Annotated in this window: 19 protein-coding genes; 18 read left to right on the forward strand and 1 reads right to left on the reverse strand. The window is 53.5% G+C overall.

Going from position 1 to position 20,530, the window contains the following annotated elements; translation table 11 throughout:
* The first annotated feature begins 123 nt into the window (after positions 1 to 123).
* The 15 genes from asnC (at position 124) to glmS (ending at position 15,573) form a co-directional block, all read left to right on the forward strand.
* Positions 124 to 582: a transcriptional regulator AsnC gene (asnC, locus tag AB1287_RS05470; RefSeq protein WP_045853727.1), complete on the forward strand. Its 459-nt coding sequence runs from the start codon at positions 124 to 126 to the stop codon at positions 580 to 582.
* A gap of 91 nt (positions 583 to 673) precedes the next feature.
* Entirely contained in the window at positions 674 to 1,123 is a 450-nt protein-coding gene (gene mioC / locus AB1287_RS05475) for an FMN-binding protein MioC (RefSeq protein WP_435617189.1), read from the forward strand.
* 375 nt (positions 1,124 to 1,498) lie between these two features.
* Complete coding sequence (gene mnmG / locus AB1287_RS05480; RefSeq protein WP_435617190.1) at positions 1,499 to 3,388, forward strand: tRNA uridine-5-carboxymethylaminomethyl(34) synthesis enzyme MnmG; 1,890 nt, start codon at positions 1,499 to 1,501, stop codon at positions 3,386 to 3,388.
* 104 nt (positions 3,389 to 3,492) lie between these two features.
* Positions 3,493 to 4,116 (forward strand): 16S rRNA (guanine(527)-N(7))-methyltransferase RsmG, encoded by a 624-nt coding sequence (gene rsmG, locus AB1287_RS05485; protein ID WP_312630120.1) that lies wholly within the window; start codon positions 3,493 to 3,495, stop codon positions 4,114 to 4,116.
* Between the two features lie 616 nt (positions 4,117 to 4,732).
* On the forward strand, positions 4,733 to 5,113 hold the full coding sequence (gene atpI, locus AB1287_RS05490; protein ID WP_312630119.1) for a F0F1 ATP synthase subunit I: 381 nt from the start codon (positions 4,733 to 4,735) through the stop codon (positions 5,111 to 5,113).
* An 8-nt stretch (positions 5,114 to 5,121) separates the two neighbouring features.
* Positions 5,122 to 5,937 (forward strand): F0F1 ATP synthase subunit A, encoded by an 816-nt coding sequence (gene atpB / locus AB1287_RS05495; RefSeq protein WP_097162489.1) that lies wholly within the window; start codon positions 5,122 to 5,124, stop codon positions 5,935 to 5,937.
* A gap of 49 nt (positions 5,938 to 5,986) precedes the next feature.
* Positions 5,987 to 6,226 (forward strand): F0F1 ATP synthase subunit C, encoded by a 240-nt coding sequence (gene atpE, locus AB1287_RS05500; RefSeq protein WP_000429386.1) that lies wholly within the window; start codon positions 5,987 to 5,989, stop codon positions 6,224 to 6,226.
* A 34-nt stretch (positions 6,227 to 6,260) separates the two neighbouring features.
* The gene (gene atpF / locus AB1287_RS05505; RefSeq protein WP_435617191.1) at positions 6,261 to 6,731 is read left to right on the forward strand and encodes a F0F1 ATP synthase subunit B; all 471 of its coding nucleotides are present in this window, start codon (positions 6,261 to 6,263) and stop codon (positions 6,729 to 6,731) included.
* A 14-nt stretch (positions 6,732 to 6,745) separates the two neighbouring features.
* Positions 6,746 to 7,279 (forward strand): F0F1 ATP synthase subunit delta, encoded by a 534-nt coding sequence (gene atpH, locus AB1287_RS05510; protein ID WP_435617192.1) that lies wholly within the window; start codon positions 6,746 to 6,748, stop codon positions 7,277 to 7,279.
* A 12-nt stretch (positions 7,280 to 7,291) separates the two neighbouring features.
* Positions 7,292 to 8,833, forward strand: coding sequence for a F0F1 ATP synthase subunit alpha (atpA, locus tag AB1287_RS05515; protein WP_435617193.1), 1,542 nt, complete (start codon positions 7,292 to 7,294; stop codon positions 8,831 to 8,833).
* Between the two features lie 50 nt (positions 8,834 to 8,883).
* The gene (gene atpG, locus AB1287_RS05520; protein WP_097162485.1) at positions 8,884 to 9,747 is read left to right on the forward strand and encodes a F0F1 ATP synthase subunit gamma; all 864 of its coding nucleotides are present in this window, start codon (positions 8,884 to 8,886) and stop codon (positions 9,745 to 9,747) included.
* Between the two features lie 26 nt (positions 9,748 to 9,773).
* On the forward strand, positions 9,774 to 11,156 hold the full coding sequence (gene atpD / locus AB1287_RS05525) for a F0F1 ATP synthase subunit beta (RefSeq protein WP_435617194.1): 1,383 nt from the start codon (positions 9,774 to 9,776) through the stop codon (positions 11,154 to 11,156).
* Positions 11,157 to 11,176: 20 nt separating this feature from the next.
* The gene (locus AB1287_RS05530) at positions 11,177 to 11,596 is read left to right on the forward strand and encodes a F0F1 ATP synthase subunit epsilon (RefSeq protein ID WP_097162483.1); all 420 of its coding nucleotides are present in this window, start codon (positions 11,177 to 11,179) and stop codon (positions 11,594 to 11,596) included.
* Positions 11,597 to 12,139: 543 nt separating this feature from the next.
* Complete coding sequence (gene glmU / locus AB1287_RS05535; RefSeq protein ID WP_435617195.1) at positions 12,140 to 13,510, forward strand: bifunctional UDP-N-acetylglucosamine diphosphorylase/glucosamine-1-phosphate N-acetyltransferase GlmU; 1,371 nt, start codon at positions 12,140 to 12,142, stop codon at positions 13,508 to 13,510.
* 233 nt (positions 13,511 to 13,743) lie between these two features.
* Complete coding sequence (gene glmS, locus AB1287_RS05540; protein WP_435617196.1) at positions 13,744 to 15,573, forward strand: glutamine--fructose-6-phosphate transaminase (isomerizing); 1,830 nt, start codon at positions 13,744 to 13,746, stop codon at positions 15,571 to 15,573.
* A 41-nt stretch (positions 15,574 to 15,614) separates the two neighbouring features.
* Here glmS and AB1287_RS05545 read toward each other — a convergent pair whose 3' ends face one another.
* A complete protein-coding gene (locus tag AB1287_RS05545; RefSeq protein WP_435617197.1) occupies positions 15,615 to 17,168 on the reverse strand; it encodes a methyl-accepting chemotaxis protein in 1,554 nt (517 codons plus the stop codon).
* Positions 17,169 to 17,496: 328 nt separating this feature from the next.
* On the opposite strand from AB1287_RS05545, the gene pstS reads away from it, so the two are divergent.
* The 3 genes from pstS (at position 17,497) to pstA (ending at position 20,523) form a co-directional block, all read left to right on the forward strand.
* Positions 17,497 to 18,537 carry a phosphate ABC transporter substrate-binding protein PstS gene (gene pstS, locus AB1287_RS05550; RefSeq protein ID WP_312630086.1) on the forward strand — a complete coding sequence of 347 codons (1,041 nt, stop codon included), beginning with the start codon at positions 17,497 to 17,499 and terminating at the stop codon, positions 18,535 to 18,537.
* A gap of 136 nt (positions 18,538 to 18,673) precedes the next feature.
* The gene (pstC, locus tag AB1287_RS05555; protein ID WP_435617198.1) at positions 18,674 to 19,633 is read left to right on the forward strand and encodes a phosphate ABC transporter permease PstC; all 960 of its coding nucleotides are present in this window, start codon (positions 18,674 to 18,676) and stop codon (positions 19,631 to 19,633) included.
* The gene (pstA, locus tag AB1287_RS05560; protein WP_435617199.1) at positions 19,633 to 20,523 is read left to right on the forward strand and encodes a phosphate ABC transporter permease PstA; all 891 of its coding nucleotides are present in this window, start codon (positions 19,633 to 19,635) and stop codon (positions 20,521 to 20,523) included. Before pstC ends, pstA begins: the two co-directional genes overlap by 1 nt.
* Positions 20,524 to 20,530 lie beyond the last annotated feature (7 nt).

Below are 20,530 nucleotides of genomic sequence, written 5' to 3' on the forward strand. Positions count from 1 at the left end.
TGATTAAGCAACAGAACGAGGGATGAATTCAATAATCAACAACTAAAAAGGCCTTGTCGATTTCAATTCGTTAAAATAAGGCGCTAAAATAGAATGATTCATCAAACATCATAAGAAAATCCTATGGAAAATTATCAGATCGACAATCTCGACCGCGGCATTCTTGAAGCCCTGATGGCCAATGCGCGTACCGCCTACGCCGAATTAGCCAAGCAGTTTGGCGTCAGCCCCGGCACTATCCACGTACGCGTTGAGAAGATGAAACAGGCGGGCATCATCACCGGCGCGCGCATCGACGTGAACCCAAAGCAGCTGGGTTACGATGTCTGCTGCTTTATCGGCATTATTTTGAAAAGCGCCAAAGATTATCCTTCCGCGTTGGCTCGCCTGGAAAGCCTCGATGAAGTGACCGAGGCGTATTACACCACCGGTCATTACAGCATCTTTATTAAGGTGATGTGCCGCTCGATCGATGCCCTGCAGCAGGTACTTATCAACAAGATCCAAACAATCGATGAAATTCAGTCCACCGAGACGCTGATCTCCCTGCAGAACCCGATCATGCGCACCATTCGCCCGTGATCGGGCTTTTTAATCCCACATCTTTCCACAGGTAGATCCCAGCTCACACACAGCGTACAATGTGCCACTCAGGATCAAAAGGTGGACTTTCATGGCAGACATTACTCTTATCAGTGGCAGCACGCTTGGCGGCGCCGAATACGTGGCGGAACACCTGGCTGAGAAGCTGGAAGACGCCGGTTTTTCCACTGAAACGCTGCATGGCCCCCTGCTTGAAGATCTGACCCCAAGCGGAGTCTGGCTGTTAGTCAGCTCCACGCACGGTGCGGGCGACATTCCGGATAACCTGCTTCCTTTATATGAAGCAATAAAGGAAGAGAAACCCGATCTTTCTGCCGTACGCTTCGGTTCCGTGGGCATTGGCAGCCGCGAATATGACACATTCTGCGGCGCTATCGAGAAAATCGACCAGGAACTGACGGCCTGCGGAGCGAAACAGATAGGCGAAACGCTGAAGATCAACGTCCTCGATCATGACATTCCTGAAGATCCGGCTGAAATTTGGCTCGGTTCCTGGTCAAAACTGATCGGAGAATTGTAAAGATCGGCCTTTTTTATGTGGATAACTCTGGTTAAAAGCACTGATCAACCGGTAGTTATCCAAAGAATAAGGTTTGGTTAGTTTTTGAGTTGTGCATAACCCTTCATTCTGATCCCAGCTTATACGGACCAGGATCACCGATCATTCACAGGCTGTGATCCTTATTAAGCGTTTGATCTTAAAAGCCAGATCCAGCTTATCCACAGAAGATGGCGATCCTAATAAGAGATCACAATAAAACAGATCTCTAAACAAAAGATCTTCTTTTAAATACCCAGGATCCCGGGTGCTTTCTCCAACCGCTAAAGTTGAGTAGAATCCACGGCCCGGGCTTCAATCACTTTTTCAAACCGCTTTCATGCGAGGCAGACCACCATGTTTTATCAGGATCCTTTTGACGTCATCATCATTGGCGGGGGTCATGCAGGTACTGAGGCCGCGATGGCCGCAGCACGTATGGGTCAGCAGACCCTGCTGTTGACACACAATATCGACACGCTGGGGCAGATGAGCTGCAACCCGGCCATTGGCGGCATTGGGAAAGGACACCTGGTAAAAGAAGTGGATGCACTCGGCGGGCTGATGGCGAAGGCGATCGACCAGGCGGGTATCCAGTTTAGAATACTAAACGGCAGCAAAGGCCCCGCCGTTCGTGCAACTCGTGCTCAGGCCGACCGCGTGCTCTATCGTCAGGCGGTGCGCACTGCGCTGGAAAACCAGCCGAACCTGATGATCTTCCAGCAGGCTGTTGAAGATCTGATCGTCGAAAACGATCGCGTCGTCGGTGCTGTCACTCAGATGGGGCTGAAGTTCCACGCGAAATCCGTTGTGCTGACCGTGGGGACATTCCTTGACGGCAAAATTCACATTGGTCTGGACAACTACAGCGGTGGACGCGCTGGCGATCCGCCGTCAATACCGCTTTCTCGTCGTCTGCGTGAACTGCCGCTGCGCGTTGGTCGCCTTAAAACCGGAACACCGCCGCGTATTGATGCCCGCACTATCGATTTTAGCGTTCTGGCTCAGCAGCATGGCGACAACCCAATGCCGGTGTTCTCGTTCATGGGCAACGCGGATCAGCACCCGCGCCAGGTGCCGTGCTACATCACGCACACCAATGAAAGCACCCATGATGTAATCCGCAATAACCTCGATCGCAGCCCAATGTACGCCGGCGTTATTGAAGGTATCGGGCCACGTTATTGCCCGTCGATTGAAGACAAAGTCATGCGCTTTGCCGACAAAAATCAGCATCAAATTTTCCTCGAGCCGGAAGGCCTGACCTCCAACGAAATTTACCCGAACGGGATCTCCACTAGCCTGCCGTTTGACGTGCAGATGCAGATCGTCCGCTCGATGGAAGGGATGGAAAACGCGAAGATCGTTCGTCCGGGCTACGCCATTGAGTATGATTTCTTCGATCCGCGCGATCTGAAGCCTACGCTGGAAAGCAAATACATTCAGGGCCTGTTCTTTGCCGGGCAAATCAACGGCACCACCGGTTACGAAGAAGCCGCCGCACAGGGTCTGCTGGCGGGTCTTAATGCTGCACGTTTCTCGGCCGAGAAAGAGGGCTGGGCGCCACGTCGCGATCAGGCCTATCTCGGTGTGCTGGTGGATGACCTCTGCACGTTGGGTACCAAAGAACCGTACCGCATGTTCACCTCCCGCGCGGAATACCGCCTGATGCTGCGTGAAGACAACGCCGATCTGCGTCTGACCGAACAGGGTCGTGAGCTGGGTCTGGTGGATGACGAACGCTGGGCGCGCTTCAACGAAAAGCTGGAAAGCATTGAACTTGAGCGCCAGCGCCTGAAGTCCACCTGGGTGACGCCAACCTCTGAAGCTGCTGCTGAAGTGAACGCTCAGCTGGATGCGCCGTTATCCCGTGAGGCCAGCGGTGAAGATCTGCTGCGTCGTCCGGGCGTGACCTACGAACAGCTGGTACAGCTCTCTCCATTTGCGCCAGGCCTTGCGGATCCGCAGGCGGCCGAGCAGGTGGAGATTCAGGTCAAATACGAAGGTTATATTGCCCGCCAGCAGGACGAGATCGAGCGCCATCAGCGCAACGAAAATACAATCCTGCCAGCGACGCTGGATTACCGTCAGGTTTCTGGCTTGTCCAACGAGGTGATTGCCAAACTCAACGATCACAAACCGTCCTCTATCGGTCAGGCCTCGCGTATCTCCGGCGTGACCCCTGCGGCGATTTCGATTTTGCTGATCTGGCTGAAAAAACAGGGGATGCTGCGCCGCAGCGCCTGATTTTGAATATATTGCCCGGCGGCGCGAGGCTTGCCGGGCCTGCACACCCGTAAGGCGGGTCAGCGAAGCGCCACCCGCCAAAAGAAGCTCAACAGGATCTCTCAGTGCTCAATAAACTCTCTCGTCTGCTCGCTGAAGCAGGTATTTCGTTGTCCGATCACCAGCAACAGCAGCTGGTGGCCTACGTCGAACTGCTCCACAAATGGAACAAAGCGTACAACCTGACCTCGGTACGCGACCCGAACGAGATGCTGGTGCGTCATATCCTCGACAGCATCATCGTGGCGCCGCATTTGCAGGGGGAACGTTTTATTGATGTGGGGACAGGGCCTGGCTTGCCGGGTATTCCGCTGGCGATTGTCCTGCCTCAGGCGCATTTCACGCTGCTGGATAGCCTGGGCAAGCGCGTGCGCTTCCTGCGCCAGGTTCAGCATGAGCTGAAGCTTGAGAACGTCACTCCGGTGCAGAGTCGCGTCGAGGATTTCCCGGCAGAGCCGCCCTTTGACGGGGTGATCAGTCGGGCGTTCGCTTCCCTGACCGACATGGTGAACTGGTGTCACCATCTGCCGGCAGAGCATGGCCATTTTTATGCGTTAAAGGGTCTGCTGCCTGACGATGAAATTGCGCAGCTGCCCGCGCAGTTCGCAGTGGAAGATATCGTGAAACTTAACGTTCCTCAGCTGGATGGAGAACGGCATCTGGTTAAAATTAAGGCAACAAAAGTTTAATCTTTATCAAAAAATGTGGATTTTACCCCCACCGTGAAGTGTTAAAACGGGGTGATGAAAGCAGTGATACGTTCAGTTACATTTAACGAGACGGTCACTGCTTTTTTGCATTCTGTTCACATGGCTCTCTTTGCTTAACCATAAAAATAGTCAACATGGAAAATATCAGTCTGCTAAAAATCGGCAGGGTGAACAGTAAGTGGATGTTAAAAGTTTATTATGAATGTCAATGAATGGTTTTTAGGATGTATTGGGCTATTTTAAAAAGAGTCCGATAAATTTGTTATTGAATTCAGAAAGATGAAATCCGGTAATTTTTTCTATGCTGGTTTTCCATAAGGGTGAAAATCTTTTTTTTGTGATCGAATGCACGCTTTTATGCGAGGTATTTCGCGTCGTTTGCACTTTTGTCTGATTGTTCACAGTTTCCTGAAAAGTTGAAAAACAGCGCGGTCGAAAAATATTTAAACATTTATTCACCTTTTCGCTACTTATTGTTTGAATTCACGGGGCGTCACCGTATAATTTGTCCGCTTTTTGATGCTTGACTCCGAGCCTCAAAGAACGTTTTATACGACACGCGACATACCTCGAAGGGAGCAGGAGTAAAAACGTGATGTCTGTGTCGCTCTTGAGTCGAAACGTTGCTCGTAAGCTTCTGTTCATTCAGCTTCTGGCGGTTACCGCAAGTGGATTGCTGTTCTGCCTCAAAGACCCCTTCTGGGGCATCTCCGCAGTATGTGGAGGTTTGGCGGTTGTCGTGCCAAATGCACTGTTTATGATTTTTGCCTGGCGTCATCAGGCGCATACACCAGCCAAAGGCCGCGTGGCCTGGTCTTTCGCCCTCGGCGAAGTGTTCAAGGTGTTGCTGACCTTTGCCCTCCTCGCGGTGGCGCTGGCGGTTGTTAAAGTGGTATTTTTGCCGCTGATAGTGACGTGGGTTTTGGTGCTGGTGGTACAAGTTCTGGCACCAGCTGTAATCAACAACAAAGGGTAAAAGGCATCATGGCTTCAGAAAATATGACGCCGCAGGAATACATAGGTCATCACCTGAATAACCTTCAGCTTGATCTGCGTACTTTCTCGCTGGTGGATCCGCATAACCCCCCGGCCACCTTCTGGACGCTCAACATTGACTCCATGTTCTTCTCGGTCGTGCTGGGTCTGTTGTTCCTTGCCATGTTCCGCAGCGTTGCGAAAAAAGCGACCAGCGGTGTTCCAGGGAAATTCCAGACGGCTATCGAAATGATCATCGGCTTCGTCCATGGCAGCGTCAAAGACATGTACCATGGCAAGAGCAAGCTGATTGCGCCACTGGCGCTGACGGTGTTCGTCTGGGTCTTCCTGATGAACCTGATGGATCTGCTGCCAATCGACCTGATTCCTTACATCGGCGAACACTTCCTGGGCCTGCCTGCGCTGCGCGTGGTGCCGTCTGCGGACGTGAACATCACCCTGTCGATGGCGCTCGGCGTATTTATCCTCATTCTTTTCTACAGCATCAAAATGAAAGGCGTTGGCGGCTTTGTTAAAGAGCTTACCCTGCAGCCGTTCAATCACTGGGCGTTCATTCCGGTCAACCTGATCCTGGAAGGCGTCAGCCTGCTGTCCAAACCGGTTTCTCTCGGTCTTCGACTGTTCGGCAACATGTACGCAGGTGAGCTGATTTTCATTCTGATAGCCGGCCTTCTGCCGTGGTGGTCACAGTGGCTTCTGAATGTGCCTTGGGCCATTTTCCACATCCTGATTATCACGCTGCAAGCCTTTATCTTCATGGTTCTGACGATCGTCTATCTATCGATGGCATCTGAAGAGCACTGATTTTTTACCAACACTACTACGTTTTAACTGAAACAAACTGGAGACTGTCATGGAAAACCTGAATATGGATCTGCTGTACATGGCTGCCGCTGTGATGATGGGTCTGGCGGCAATCGGTGCTGCGATCGGTATCGGCATCCTCGGGGGTAAATTCCTGGAAGGCGCAGCGCGTCAGCCGGATCTGATTCCTCTGCTGCGTACTCAGTTCTTTATCGTTATGGGTCTGGTGGATGCTATCCCAATGATCGCTGTCGGTCTGGGTCTGTACGTGATGTTTGCTGTCGCGTAGTAAGTAGTCATCAAATTTTAAGAGGTATTGTGCTGTGAACATGAACGCAACAATCCTCGGCCAGGCCATCGCGTTTATTCTCTTTGTCTGGTTCTGCATGAAGTACGTATGGCCGCCGTTAATGGCTGCCATCGAAAAACGTCAGAAAGAAATTTCTGACGGTCTGGCTTCCGCAGAACGCGCTAAGAAAGATTTGGACCTTGCACAGGCCAACGCGACCGACCAGCTGAAAAAAGCCAAAGCGGAAGCCCAGGTGATCATCGAGCAGGCGAACAAGCGTCGCGCTCAGATCATGGACGAAGCGAAAGCTGAAGCAGAACAGGAACGTAGCAAAATCGTTGCCCAGGCGCAGGCTGAGATCGACGCCGAGCGTAAACGTGCTCGCGAAGAACTTCGTAAGCAGGTCGCGATTCTGGCTGTTGCTGGTGCCGAGAAGATCATCGAACGTTCCGTGGATGAAGCTGCTAACAGCGACATCGTGGATAAACTTGTCGCTGAACTGTAAGGAGGGAGGGGCTGATGTCTGAATTTGTAACGGTAGCTCGCCCCTACGCCAAAGCAGCTTTTGACTTTGCGGTCGAAAACCAGAGCGTGGACAGCTGGCAGAATATGCTGGCGTTTGCCGCCGAGGTGACCAAAAACGACCAAATGGCAGAGTTACTTTCTGGCGCTCTGGCGCCGGAAACGCTCGCAGATGCGTTTATCGCTATCTGCGGTGAGCAGTTGGACACCAACGGCCAGAACCTGATTCGGGTGATGGCAGAAAACGGTCGTCTGAATGCGCTCCCGGATGTTCTCGAGCAGTTTGCGCATTTACGCGCCCTGAGTGAAGCGACCGCTGAAGTCGAAGTGACTTCTGCCTCCGCACTGAGTGACGAACAGCTCGCGAAAATCACTGCCGCGATGGAAAAACGTCTGTCACGCAAAGTTAAGCTGAATTGCAATATCGATAAGTCTGTAATGGCGGGCGTTATCATCCGTGCGGGTGATACGGTCATTGACGGTAGCGTACGCGGCCGTCTTGAACGCCTTGCAGACGTCTTGCAGTCTTAAGGGGACTGGAGCATGCAACTGAATTCCACCGAAATCAGCGAACTGATCAAGCAGCGCATTGCTCAGTTCAATGTTGTGAGTGAAGCTCACAACGAAGGTACTATTGTTTCTGTAAGTGACGGTGTTATCCGCATCCACGGCCTGGCCGATTGTATGCAGGGTGAGATGATTTCCCTGCCGGGTAACCGTTACGCTATCGCACTGAATCTGGAGCGCGACTCCGTAGGTGCCGTTGTTATGGGTCCATACGCTGACCTCGCCGAAGGCATGAAGGTTAAGTGTACTGGCCGTATTCTTGAAGTGCCGGTTGGCCGTGGCATGTTAGGCCGCGTGGTGAACACCCTGGGTGCACCGATCGACGGTAAAGGTCCGGTTGATAACGATGGCTTCTCGCCAATCGAAGTTATCGCACCAGGCGTTATCGATCGTCAGTCCGTTGACCAGCCTGTTCAGACCGGTTACAAATCCGTCGATGCGATGATTCCAATCGGCCGTGGCCAGCGTGAGCTGATCATCGGTGACCGTCAGACCGGTAAAACCGCGATGGCAATCGATGCGATCATCAACCAGCGTGATTCCGGCATCAAATGCGTGTACGTGGCTATCGGCCAGAAAGCGTCCACCATTTCTAACGTGGTTCGTAAACTGGAAGAGCACGGCGCACTGGCTAACACCATCGTTGTTGTGGCGACCGCTTCCGAATCCGCTGCACTGCAGTACCTGGCGCCATATGCCGGTTGCGCAATGGGCGAATACTTCCGTGACCGCGGTGAAGATGCGCTGATCGTGTACGATGACCTGTCCAAACAGGCTGTTGCTTACCGTCAGGTTTCCCTGCTGCTCCGTCGTCCACCAGGACGTGAAGCATTCCCGGGAGACGTATTCTACCTCCACTCTCGTCTGCTGGAGCGTGCATCCCGCGTTAACGCTGAATACGTTGAGAACTTCACCAAAGGTGAAGTGAAAGGTAAAACCGGTTCTCTGACTGCGCTGCCGATTATCGAAACGCAGGCGGGTGACGTTTCCGCGTTCGTTCCGACTAACGTCATCTCGATTACCGATGGTCAGATCTTCCTGGAAACCAACCTGTTTAACTCCGGTATTCGTCCGGCGGTTAACCCGGGTATCTCCGTATCCCGTGTAGGTGGTGCAGCGCAGACCAAGATCATCAAGAAACTGTCCGGTGGTATTCGTACCGCGCTGGCACAGTATCGTGAACTGGCGGCGTTCTCTCAGTTTGCATCCGATCTGGACGAAGCAACCCGTAAGCAGCTGAGCCACGGTCAGAAAGTGACCGAGCTTCTGAAACAGAAACAGTACGCCCCAATGTCTGTAGCACAGCAGGGTATTGTTCTGTTCGCGGCTGAACGCGGTTACCTCGAAGATGTGGAACTGGCCAAAATCGGTAGTTTCGAAGCCGCTCTGCTGGCTTACGTCGACCGTGACCATGCTCCGCTGATGCAAGAAATCAACCAGACTGGTAACTACAACGACGAAATCGAAGGCAAGCTGAAAGGCATCCTCGATTCCTTCAAAGCAACCCAGTCCTGGTAACGTCTGGCGGCTTGCCTTAGGGCAGGCCGCGAGATATTGAGGAGAAGCTCATGGCCGGCGCAAAAGAGATACGTAGTAAGATCGCAAGCGTCCAGAACACGCAGAAGATCACTAAAGCGATGGAAATGGTCGCCGCGTCCAAAATGCGTAAATCGCAGGATCGCATGGCGGCTAGCCGTCCTTATGCTGATACCATGCGCAAAGTGATTGGTCACCTTGCCAGCGGCAATCTGGAATATAAGCACCCATACCTGGAAGAACGCGACGTTAAGCGCGTGGGCTACCTGGTGGTGTCCACTGACCGTGGTCTGTGCGGCGGCTTGAACATTAACCTGTTCAAGAAAGTGCTGGCAGATATGAAAGCCTGGTCCGATAAAGGCGTTCAGAGCGAACTCGCGATGATCGGCTCGAAGGGCGTGTCTTTCTTTAATTCCGTTGGCGGTAACGTGGTTGCTCAGGTCACAGGCATGGGGGATAACCCTTCCCTGTCCGAACTGATCGGCCCGGTAAAAGTGATGTTGCAGGCCTATGATGAAGGCCGTCTGGACAAGCTTTACGTTGTCAGCAACAAATTTATTAACACCATGTCTCAGGTTCCGACCATTACTCAGCTGCTGCCGCTGCCGGCATCAGAAGATGAGAGTCTGAAGCGTAAATCCTGGGATTATCTGTACGAACCTGATCCGAAAGCGCTGCTGGATACCCTGCTGCGTCGTTATGTCGAATCTCAGGTTTATCAGGGCGTGGTAGAAAACCTGGCCAGCGAGCAGGCCGCACGTATGGTGGCGATGAAAGCCGCGACCGACAATGGCGGCAGCCTGATTAAAGAGCTGCAGTTGGTATACAACAAAGCTCGTCAGGCCAGCATTACTCAGGAACTCACCGAAATCGTCGGTGGTGCATCCGCGGTATAACCAGGTTAATTCGTAGAGGATTCAAGATGGCTACTGGAAAAATTGTCCAGGTAATCGGCGCCGTGGTTGACGTCGAATTCCCTCAGGATGCCGTACCGCGCGTGTACGATGCTCTTGAGGTTCAGAATGGTAATGAGAGCCTGGTGCTGGAAGTTCAGCAGCAGCTCGGCGGCGGTATCGTGCGTACCATCGCAATGGGTTCTTCCGACGGTCTGCGTCGTGGTCTGGAAGTGAAAGACCTCGAGCACCCAATCGAAGTCCCGGTAGGTAAAGCAACCCTGGGTCGTATCATGAACGTCCTGGGTCAGCCGATCGATATGAAAGGCGACATCGGTGAAGAAGAGCGTTGGGCGATTCACCGCGCAGCACCTTCTTACGAAGAGCTGTCCAGCTCTCAGGAACTGCTGGAAACCGGTATCAAAGTAATGGACCTGATCTGCCCGTTCGCAAAAGGCGGTAAAGTCGGTCTGTTCGGTGGTGCGGGCGTAGGTAAAACCGTAAACATGATGGAGCTGATCCGTAACATTGCGATCGAGCACTCCGGTTACTCCGTGTTTGCGGGCGTAGGTGAGCGTACTCGTGAGGGTAACGACTTCTACCACGAAATGACCGACTCCAACGTTCTGGATAAAGTATCCCTGGTTTACGGCCAGATGAACGAGCCGCCAGGAAACCGTCTGCGCGTTGCGCTGACCGGTCTGACGATGGCTGAGAAATTCCGTGACGAAGGCCGTGACGTTCTTCTGTTCGTTGATAACATCTACCGTTACACCCTGGCCGGTACCGAAGTATCCGCGCTGCTGGGTCGTATGCCTTCTGCGGTAGGTTATCAGCCTACTCTTGCTGAAGAGATGGGTGTTCTTCAGGAACGTATCACTTCAACCAAAACCGGTTCTATCACCTCCGTTCAGGCGGTATACGTACCTGCGGATGACTTGACTGACCCATCCCCGGCAACCACCTTTGCTCACTTAGATGCAACCGTGGTACTGAGCCGTCAGATCGCGTCTCTGGGTATTTACCCGGCCGTTGACCCGCTGGATTCCACCAGCCGTCAGCTGGATCCGCTGGTTGTTGGCCAGGAGCACTACGACACCGCGCGTGGCGTACAGTCTATCCTGCAGCGTTACCAGGAACTGAAAGACATCATCGCGATTCTGGGTATGGACGAACTGTCCGAAGAAGACAAACTGGTGGTAGCACGCGCACGTAAAATTCAGCGCTTCCTGTCCCAGCCGTTCTTCGTCGCAGAAGTCTTTACCGGTTCCCCAGGTAAATTCGTATCGCTGAAAGACACCATCCGTGGCTTTAAAGGCATCATGGACGGCGAATACGACCACCTGCCTGAGCAAGCGTTCTATATGGTTGGCACCATCGACGAAGCCGTTGAGAAAGCCAAAAAACTTTAACGCCTTAATCGGAGGGTGATATGGCAATGACTTACCACCTGGACGTCGTCAGCGCAGAGCAGCAAATGTTCTCTGGTCTGGTCGAGAAAATCCAGGTAACGGGTAGCGAAGGTGAACTGGGTATTTACCCGGGCCACGCCCCGCTGCTCACCGCCATTAAGCCTGGTATGATTCGCATCGTGAAGCAGCACGGACATGAAGAGTTCATCTACTTGTCCGGCGGCGTGCTGGAAGTTCAGCCAGGTAACGTAACCGTGCTGGCTGATACCGCTATCCGCGGTCAGGATCTCGACGAAGCGCGAGCCCTGGAAGCGAAACGCAAAGCGGAAGAGCACATCAAGAGCTCGCACGGCGACGTGGACTACGCTCAGGCGTCCGCGGAGCTGGCCAAAGCGATCGCCAAACTGCGCGTTATCGAGTTGACCAAAAAAGCGATGTAACACCGGCTTGAAAGCACAAAAGCCAGTCTGGTTTCCAGGCTGGCTTTTTTCTTGGCTGACGTTCCTGATGTAACCCTTAAGTGTGATATGTGTCACATAAATGTTGCGAATGTCAGACGCCAGGCGTAGACTCTTTTTTGTGAGTCAGATCACATAACAAGTGTGCTATGCAGGAATCAACATGAAACGCTTTCACAAATTCATCGCGCTGTTCCGCAATCTGAGCTTCTAATCCTCTGAATTGCCGGGCATAAATAATATGAGAAGGTCGCCAACGGGCGGCCTTTTTGTTTTTCTACGCCCGGTAGGGCTTGCTTCAGGTATCGAAAGAACAGCCAAAGCAGCAACATAGCGGCTAATCTTCAGATTATGGGGCTTTTTTTCGAGACAAAGGGCGCTACGATAGCTGAAAATAGCGTCATAAAATCGGTTTTGACTTTCACGTTGTGCGTTTTCTCTGCATCCCATTTCATGATGAAAAATATGTAGAAATTTCAATGTGAAAGGTTTTAACTTCTCACTCAAACTTCTGTCAGGATGCGTATGTCAAACAGTGCGATGAGCGTAGTGATCCTTGCCGCGGGCAAAGGTACTCGCATGTATTCCGATCTCCCGAAGGTGCTTCATACCCTCGCGGGCAAGCCAATGGTTCAGCATGTTATTGATGCTGCTGACGAATTAGGCGCCACTCAGGTTCACCTGGTCTATGGTCACGGTGGCGATCTCCTCAAAGAGACGCTGACCGAAGGTAATCTGAACTGGGTGCTCCAGGCAGAGCAGCTGGGTACAGGTCACGCGATGCAGCAGGCTGCGCCGTTCTTTGCCGATGATGAAGACATCATGATGCTCTACGGCGACGTACCGCTGATTTCCGTGGAAACGCTGGAGCGTCTGCGCGCCGCGAAACCGCAGGGCGGGATTGGTCTGCTGACCGTTAAACTGGATGACCCGACCGGCTATGGCCGCATCACCCGCGAAGACGGCAAGGTGACCGGTATCGTCGAGCATAAAGATGCAAGCGATGCGCAGCGCCAGATTCAGGAGATCAACACCGGTATCCTGATTGCGGGCGGGGCCGATCTGAAGCGCTGGCTGGGCAAGCTCGACAACAACAACGCTCAGGGCGAGTTCTACATTACCGATATTATCGCAATGGCATACCAGGAAGGGCGTGAAATTGCCGCCGTTCACCCGGATCGCCTGAGCGAAGTGGAAGGTGTGAATAACCGCCTTCAGCTTTCCCGTCTGGAGCGGGTGTATCAGAGCGAGCAGGCAGAAAAACTGCTATTGGCGGGCGTGATGCTGCGCGATCCGGCGCGTTTCGATCTGCGCGGTAGCCTGAACCACGGGCGCGACGTGGAAATTGATACTAACGTTATTCTTGAAGGTAACGTCACCCTGGGCCATCGCGTAAAAATTGGCGCGGGCTGCGTGATTAAAAACAGCGTCATTGGCGACGACTGCGAAATCAGCCCGTATAGCGTCGTGGAAGATGCACAACTGCACGCCGCCTGCACGATCGGTCCGTTTGCACGTCTGCGCCCGGGAGCTGAACTGCTGGAAGGCGCGCACGTTGGCAACTTCGTTGAGATGAAAAAAGCGCGCCTGGGTAAAGGTTCTAAAGCCGGACATCTGAGCTACCTCGGCGACGCCGAGATTGGCGACAACGTGAATATTGGTGCGGGCACCATTACCTGCAACTACGACGGTGCTAACAAATTTAAAACACTCATCGGCGATGATGTGTTTGTCGGTTCCGATACCCAACTGGTGGCGCCGGTCAGCGTAGGTAAAGGCGCAACGATTGCTGCCGGAACCACCGTGACCCGCAATGTCGGTGACAACGAACTGGTATTAAGCCGCGTGCCTCAGGTCCACAAGCAGGGCTGGCAGCGTCCGGTGAAGAAAAAGTAAGTTGTAGGCCGGATAAGGCGATTACGCCGCCATCCGGCAATGCAAAGCGCCTGATGCGTTTCGCTTATCAGGCCGGCGGTTTTACAGGGCAGAGGGTGAAAAATATCACCCCTCCCAACATGCAGCACCCATAAAAACAACCCCACTCTCTACAAGGCTCGGGGCTCCGGAAAAACCGGAAAACACAGGTCAGCGACAACGCATGGCATCATGCCATTTCAGGAAATCTAACTATGTGTGGAATTGTTGGCGCAGTCGCGCAGCGTGATATTGCTGAAATCCTTCTCGAAGGGCTTCGTCGTCTGGAATACCGTGGTTATGACTCTGCCGGTCTGGCAGTGGTCGACAGCGAAGGTCACATGACCCGTCTGCGTCGCCTCGGTAAAGTGCAAATGCTGGCTCAGGCCGCAGAAGAACATCCTCTGCATGGCGGCACCGGTATTGCGCACACCCGTTGGGCAACCCATGGAGAGCCGTCCGAAGGCAACGCGCATCCTCATATCTCAGACCACATCGTGGTGGTGCACAACGGCATCATCGAAAACCACGAGCCGCTGCGTGAACTGCTGCAGTCCCGCGGCTATGTATTCGCCTCCGAAACCGACACCGAAGTGATTGCTCACCTGGTGCACTGGGAGCTGGAACAGGGTGGAACGTTGCGTGAAGCTGTTCTGCGAACCATTCCGCAACTGCGTGGCGCGTACGGCACCGTGATCATGGATACCCGCAATCCGGATACTCTGCTGGCTGCCCGTTCAGGTAGCCCGCTGGTGATTGGTCTGGGCATGGGCGAAAACTTTATCGCCTCTGACCAACTAGCGCTGCTGCCGGTAACCCGTCGCTTCATCTTCCTTGAAGAAGGCGACATCGCGGAAGTGACCCGTCGCAGCGTGACCGTGTTTGCCAAATCCGGCGAACAGGTTAAACGCCCGGACATCGAATCGAATTTGCAGTACGACGCGGGTGACAAAGGCATCTACCGTCACTACATGCAGAAAGAGATCTACGAGCAGCCGAACGCTATCAAAAACACCCTGACCGGGCGCATCAGCCACGGCCAGGTCGATCTTAGCGAGCTGGGCGCTCAGGCCAACGATCTGCTCTCTAAAGTTGAGCATATTCAGATTGTAGCCTGCGGTACCTCGTATAACTCCGGGATGGTTTCGCGCTATTGGTTCGAAGCGCTGGCCGGCGTGCCGTGCGATGTCGAAATCGCCTCTGAATTCCGCTACCGCAAATCTGCGGTGCGCCGCAACAGTCTGATGATCACCCTTTCTCAGTCCGGTGAAACGGCGGATACGCTGGCGGCGCTGCGTCTGTCGAAAGAGCTGGGTTACCTGGGGTCGCTGGCAATTTGTAACGTGCCGGGGTCTTCGCTGGTGCGTGAATCCGATTTGGCGCTGATGACCAAAGCCGGAACGGAAATCGGCGTGGCGTCGACCAAAGCGTTCACCACGCAGCTGACCGTGCTGTTAATGCTGGTGGCGAAACTGGCAAACCTGAAAGGTCAGGATGCGTCTGTGGAGCACGACATTGTTCATGGCCTGCAAACGCTGCCGAGCCGCATCGAGCAGATGCTGTCGCAGGACAAGCGTATTGAGGCCCTGGCTGAGGGCTTTTCAGACAAGCATCACGCGCTGTTCCTCGGTCGTGGCGATCAGTATCCGATCGCGCTCGAAGGCGCGCTGAAGCTCAAAGAGATCTCTTATATCCACGCCGAAGCCTATGCCGCGGGCGAGCTGAAACACGGCCCGCTGGCGCTGATCGATGCGGATATGCCGGTTATCGTTGTGGCGCCAAACAACGAACTGTTGGAGAAACTGAAATCCAACATCGAGGAAGTGCGCGCGCGCGGCGGCGTGCTGTACGTCTTCGCCGATCAGGATGCCGGTTTCACCAGTAGCGACAACATGAAAGTGATTGAGATGCCGCATGTGGAAGAGGTGATTGCGCCTGTCTTCTACACCGTCCCGCTGCAGCTGCTGGCCTATCACGTGGCGTTGATTAAAGGCACTGACGTGGACCAGCCGCGTAACCTGGCGAAATCTGTCACCGTCGAGTAAGCGTAACCGGAGCTCTGCCAGGTGCAGAGCTCCTTTCTCATTTACAGGCGAAACGCGGCAACCGCCAGCCGCAGCTGTTCTGCCTGCTCTTCCAGTGACGCCGAGGCTGCCGCTGACTGCTCCACCAGCGAAGCATTCTGCTGAGTCACGCTATCCATCTGCGAAACCGCCAGGCTGACCTGTTCGATCCCCCTGCTCTGCTCTTCAGACGCGGTCGTGATTTCCCCCATAATATCGCTGACGCGCGTTACCGAGGTCACAATCTCCTTCATGGTTTCCCCCGCTTCAGCCACCTGCTGCGAGCCGGTATGAACCTGGCTGACCGACGTTTCAATCAGCCCTTTGATTTCCTTAGCTGCCTGCGCGCTACGGCTTGCCAGAGTACGAACTTCGCCAGCGACGACGGCAAAGCCTCGTCCCTGTTCGCCTGCACGAGCTGCCTCAACCGCTGCGTTCAGGGCAAGGATGTTGGTCTGGAAGGCAATCCCGTCGATCACGCCGGTGATGTGGGCGATTTGCTGTGAGCTTTCGGTAATTTTCTGCATGGTGCTGACAACATTGTCGACAGCATTTCCGCCCAGTGCAGCCGTAGTTGAAGCCGTACTGGCAAGCTGAGCCGCCTGGCGTGCGTTATCGGTATTCTGTCGTACCGTTGCGGTCAACTGCTCCATGCTGGCGGCAGTCTGTTCGAGAGAGGCGGCTTGTTCTTCCGTGCGCGATGACAGGTCGTTATTGCCGGAGGCAATTTCGCTGGCTCCGAGGTAGATCGTGTCTGAACTACCGCGAACCGAAGTGACGGTTTGCTTGAGTTCTTGCTGCATGTGATTCAGGTTGTCGGCCAGATGCGCAATCTCAAGGCAGCCGTTGGCCTGATTATGGTGTGACAAATCGCCGCTGGCGATGATCCGGATATGTTCCACCACGTCCTGCAACGGTTTCAGAAGCAGATTGTTCAGGCCATACCAGATGGCGGCCATAATGATCAGCACAGTCAGAAAAATACCGGCAAGTGTCCACTGCATCTGAGTGAACGCCTGTTTGTTTATCTCTGTGGCTGCATGCAGCAGGGAAGTGTTCTCGGCGCGCCAGAGATGATAGCTGGCCTCCATCGCATCCTGGGCCTGTTGTGCATCCAGATTGCCATACGCGGCGTAGTTATCCTGCTGTAAAAACGCGATCGAGGATTTCAGCAAGCCAGACATCTGCTGGTAGGTTTTTTCCATTTCGCTGGCGAGCGGCTTTTGCTGTCCTTCCACCAGCGGCAGGTTTTTATACTGGCTAAAGTAAGTATCGGCCTGGGCCAGCGATTTCCTGGCGATGCCCAGCAGTTCATCAATCGCCCGCAACGAATCCGGATCGCGCTGGTTTTTCAGAAAGCGAATGGCGACGCGGTTGATGTTGACCCGGGTTTTAATCAGGGTGTTAACGCTGTCACCCAGATTTTCCAGCTGCGAGTTCAGCACGTCAGATTTCTGAAAGTTCTGACGGTCGCCATTCACAGCGGAGTAAAACAGACTTCCGCTGACCAGCTGCAAAACGCAAAAAAGGGTTAGTACGATAATAATACTGGTTACGACTCGAAGGTTGTTCAGCACAGGTTTCATCCAATAAATGTTGCGGGTTTATTAACAACATCGGTCGAAACGGCAGAAACTAAAGTCGATTTTTTCGCCATTGCAGAGATGACAATCTGTCCTCTTCAGCTAACGTTTGTAGTGTCATAAAAATAAAATTTTACCGACAAGTAAATGTCATAATTTATTATAATCAATTGATAATTAAATAAAAAATGAACGATCTTTAACGCAAATATTTCATGTCATAAAACTGTCATAATTCGTACATTTAACTGTCACCTGTTTGCCCTATTTTGCTCAACGTAGCCACTTAAACAATGATTTACGAAATCCTGCAGGAGACATTATGAAAGTTATGCGTACCACTGTCGCAACTGTTGTCGCCGCGACCTTATCAATGAGCGCTTTCTCTGCATTCGCAGCAGCAAGCCTGACTGGCGCTGGTGCAACCTTCCCGGCGCCGGTGTATGCCAAATGGGCGGATACCTATCAGAAAGAGACCGGTAACAAGGTCAACTACCAGGGTATCGGCTCCTCCGGTGGTGTGAAGCAGATTACGGCTAACACCGTGGATTTCGGTGCTTCCGATGCGCCTCTGTCTGATGACAAGCTGGCTCAGGAAGGTCTGTTCCAGTTCCCGACCGTGATCGGCGGCGTGGTGCTGGCGGTCAATCTGCCAGGCTTCAAATCCGGTGAGCTGGTGCTCGATGGTAAAACCCTGGGGGATATTTACCTCGGTAAAATTAAGAAGTGGGACGACGAAGCGATTGCGAAGCTGAACCCGGGCAAGAAACTGCCTTCTCAGAATATCGCAGTAGTGCGTCGTGCTGATGGTTCCGGTACTTCCTTCGTGTTCACCAGCTACCTGGCGAAAGTGAACGAAGAGTGGAAATCCAAAATCGGCGCAGGCTCGACGGTTAACTGGCCGACCGGTCTGGGCGGTAAAGGCAACGACGGTATCGCCGCGTTCGTTCAGCGTCTGCCGGGTTCTATCGGCTACGTTGAGTATGCTTACGCTAAGCAGAACAACCTGGCTTACACCAAACTGGTTTCCGCTGATGGCAAATCTGTGAGCCCGACTGAAGAGAGCTTTGCTAACGCGGCGAAAGGCGCTGACTGGAGCAAATCCTTCGCTCAGGATCTGACCAACCAGAAAGGTGACGACGTGTGGCCAATCACTTCCACCACCTTCATTCTGGTCCACAAAGAGCAGAAGAAGCCTGAGCAGGGTGCTGAAGTGCTGAAGTTCTTTGACTGGGCCTACAAAAACGGCGCCAAAGAAGCAAACGCACTGGATTATGCGTCACTGCCAGAGAGCGTGGTTGAGCAGGTTCGCGCTGCATGGAAAACCAACGTGAAAGACAGCAGCGGTAAAGCGCTGTACTAATCGAGGTTTGTTGTTGATGGCGGATGGCGCTTCGCTTATCCGCCCTACAAAAATCAGGTAACATGCTGTTTTTGTAGGCCCGGCCAGCATAAGCGCCGCCGGGCATCGTTCGGGTGATTAACTGAAAGAGTAATTTATGGCTGCAACCAAGCCTGCATTTAACCCACCGGGTAAAAAGGGTGACATCATTTTCAGCGTGCTGGTAAAACTGGCGGCGCTGATTGTGCTATTGATGCTGGGTGGCATCATTGTTTCCCTGATTTTCTCCTCCTGGCCAAGTATTCAGAAGTTTGGTTTCTCCTTCCTGTGGACCAAAGAGTGGGATGCGCCAAACGATATCTACGGTGCGCTGGTGCCCATTTACGGCACGCTGGTGACCTCCATTATCGCCCTGCTGATTGCCGTTCCGGTGAGTTTTGGTATCGCCCTGTTTCTGACGGAACTCGCGCCAAACTGGCTGAAGCGTCCGCTGGGGATTGCCATTGAGCTGTTAGCCGCTATTCCAAGTATCGTCTACGGGATGTGGGGCCTGTTCATCTTTGCGCCGCTGTTTGCGACTTACTTTCAGGAGCCGGTCGGCAACGTACTGTCGGCGATTCCATTTGTCGGCGCGCTGTTCTCCGGCCCGGCGTTTGGTATCGGTTTACTGGCCGCTGGCGTGATCCTCGCCATCATGATTATTCCTTACATCGCCGCCGTTATGCGCGATGTGTTCGAACAAACACCGGTGATGATGAAAGAGTCGGCCTACGGTATCGGCTGCACCACCTGGGAAGTTATCTGGCGTATCGTTCTGCCGTTCACCAAAAATGGGGTGATCGGTGGCGTCATGCTTGGCCTCGGGCGCGCGCTGGGTGAAACCATGGCGGTGACCTTTATCATCGGCAATACCTACCAGCTCGACAGCGCTTCGCTGTATATGCCGGGCAACAGCATCACCTCTGCACTGGCGAACGAATTTGCTGAAGCCGAATCCGGGCTGCACGTTGCGGCGCTGATGGAACTGGGCCTGATCCTGTTCGTGATCACCTTTATCGTACTGGCGATCTCCAAGCTGATGATTAAACGCCTCGCGAAAAACGAGGGGGCACGCTAATGGCGACTTTAGAAATGCAAACCAGCCCTGAGCTCATTGAATCCCGCCGCAAAATGCAGGCGCGTCGTCGTACCAAAAACCGCATCGCCCTGACGCTGTCGATGGCGACTATGGCTTTTGGCCTGTTCTGGCTGGTGTGGATCCTGTTCTCCACCATTACCCGCGGTATCGATGGCATGTCGATCGCGCTGTTCACCGAAATGACGCCGCCGCCAAATACTGCGGGCGGAGGGCTTGCAAACGCATTAGCCGGTAGCTGCCTGTTGATCCTGTGGTCAACCGTCATCGGTACACCGATGGGGATCATGGCGGGTATCTATCTGGCGGAATACGGACGTAAATCCTGGCTTGCGGAGGTGATTCGTTTCATTAACGACATTCTGCTTTCTGCGCCATCCATCGTGGTGGGCCTGTTCGTTTACACCATCGTCGTGGCGAAGATGCAGCACTTTTCCGGCTGGGCGGGCGTGATTGCGCTGGCGCTGCTGCAGGTGCCTATCGTGATTCGTACTACTGAGAACATGCTGAAGCTGGTGCCGGATAATCTGCGTGAAGCGGCTTATGCACTGGGTACGCCAAAGTGGAAGATGGTGTCCTCCATCACGCTGAAGGCCTCCATATCAGGGATCATGACCGGGGTGCTGCTGGCCGTTGCGCGTATTGCTGGTGAAACCGCACCGCTGCTGTTCACCGCGCTGTCGAACCAGTTCTGGAGCACCGACATGATGCAGCCGATTGCCAACCTGCCGGTGACCATTTTCAAATTTGCCATGAGCCCGTTTGCCGAGTGGCAACAGCTGGCCTGGGCCGGGGTGCTGATCATTACCCTGTGCGTTCTGTTGCTGAACATTCTGGCGCGCATCATTTTCGCGAAGAAGAAACACGGTTAATTTTTTA

Source organism: Scandinavium sp. UTDF21-P1B (assembly GCF_040750395.1).
In the GTDB taxonomy this organism is placed as follows: domain Bacteria; phylum Pseudomonadota; class Gammaproteobacteria; order Enterobacterales; family Enterobacteriaceae; genus Scandinavium.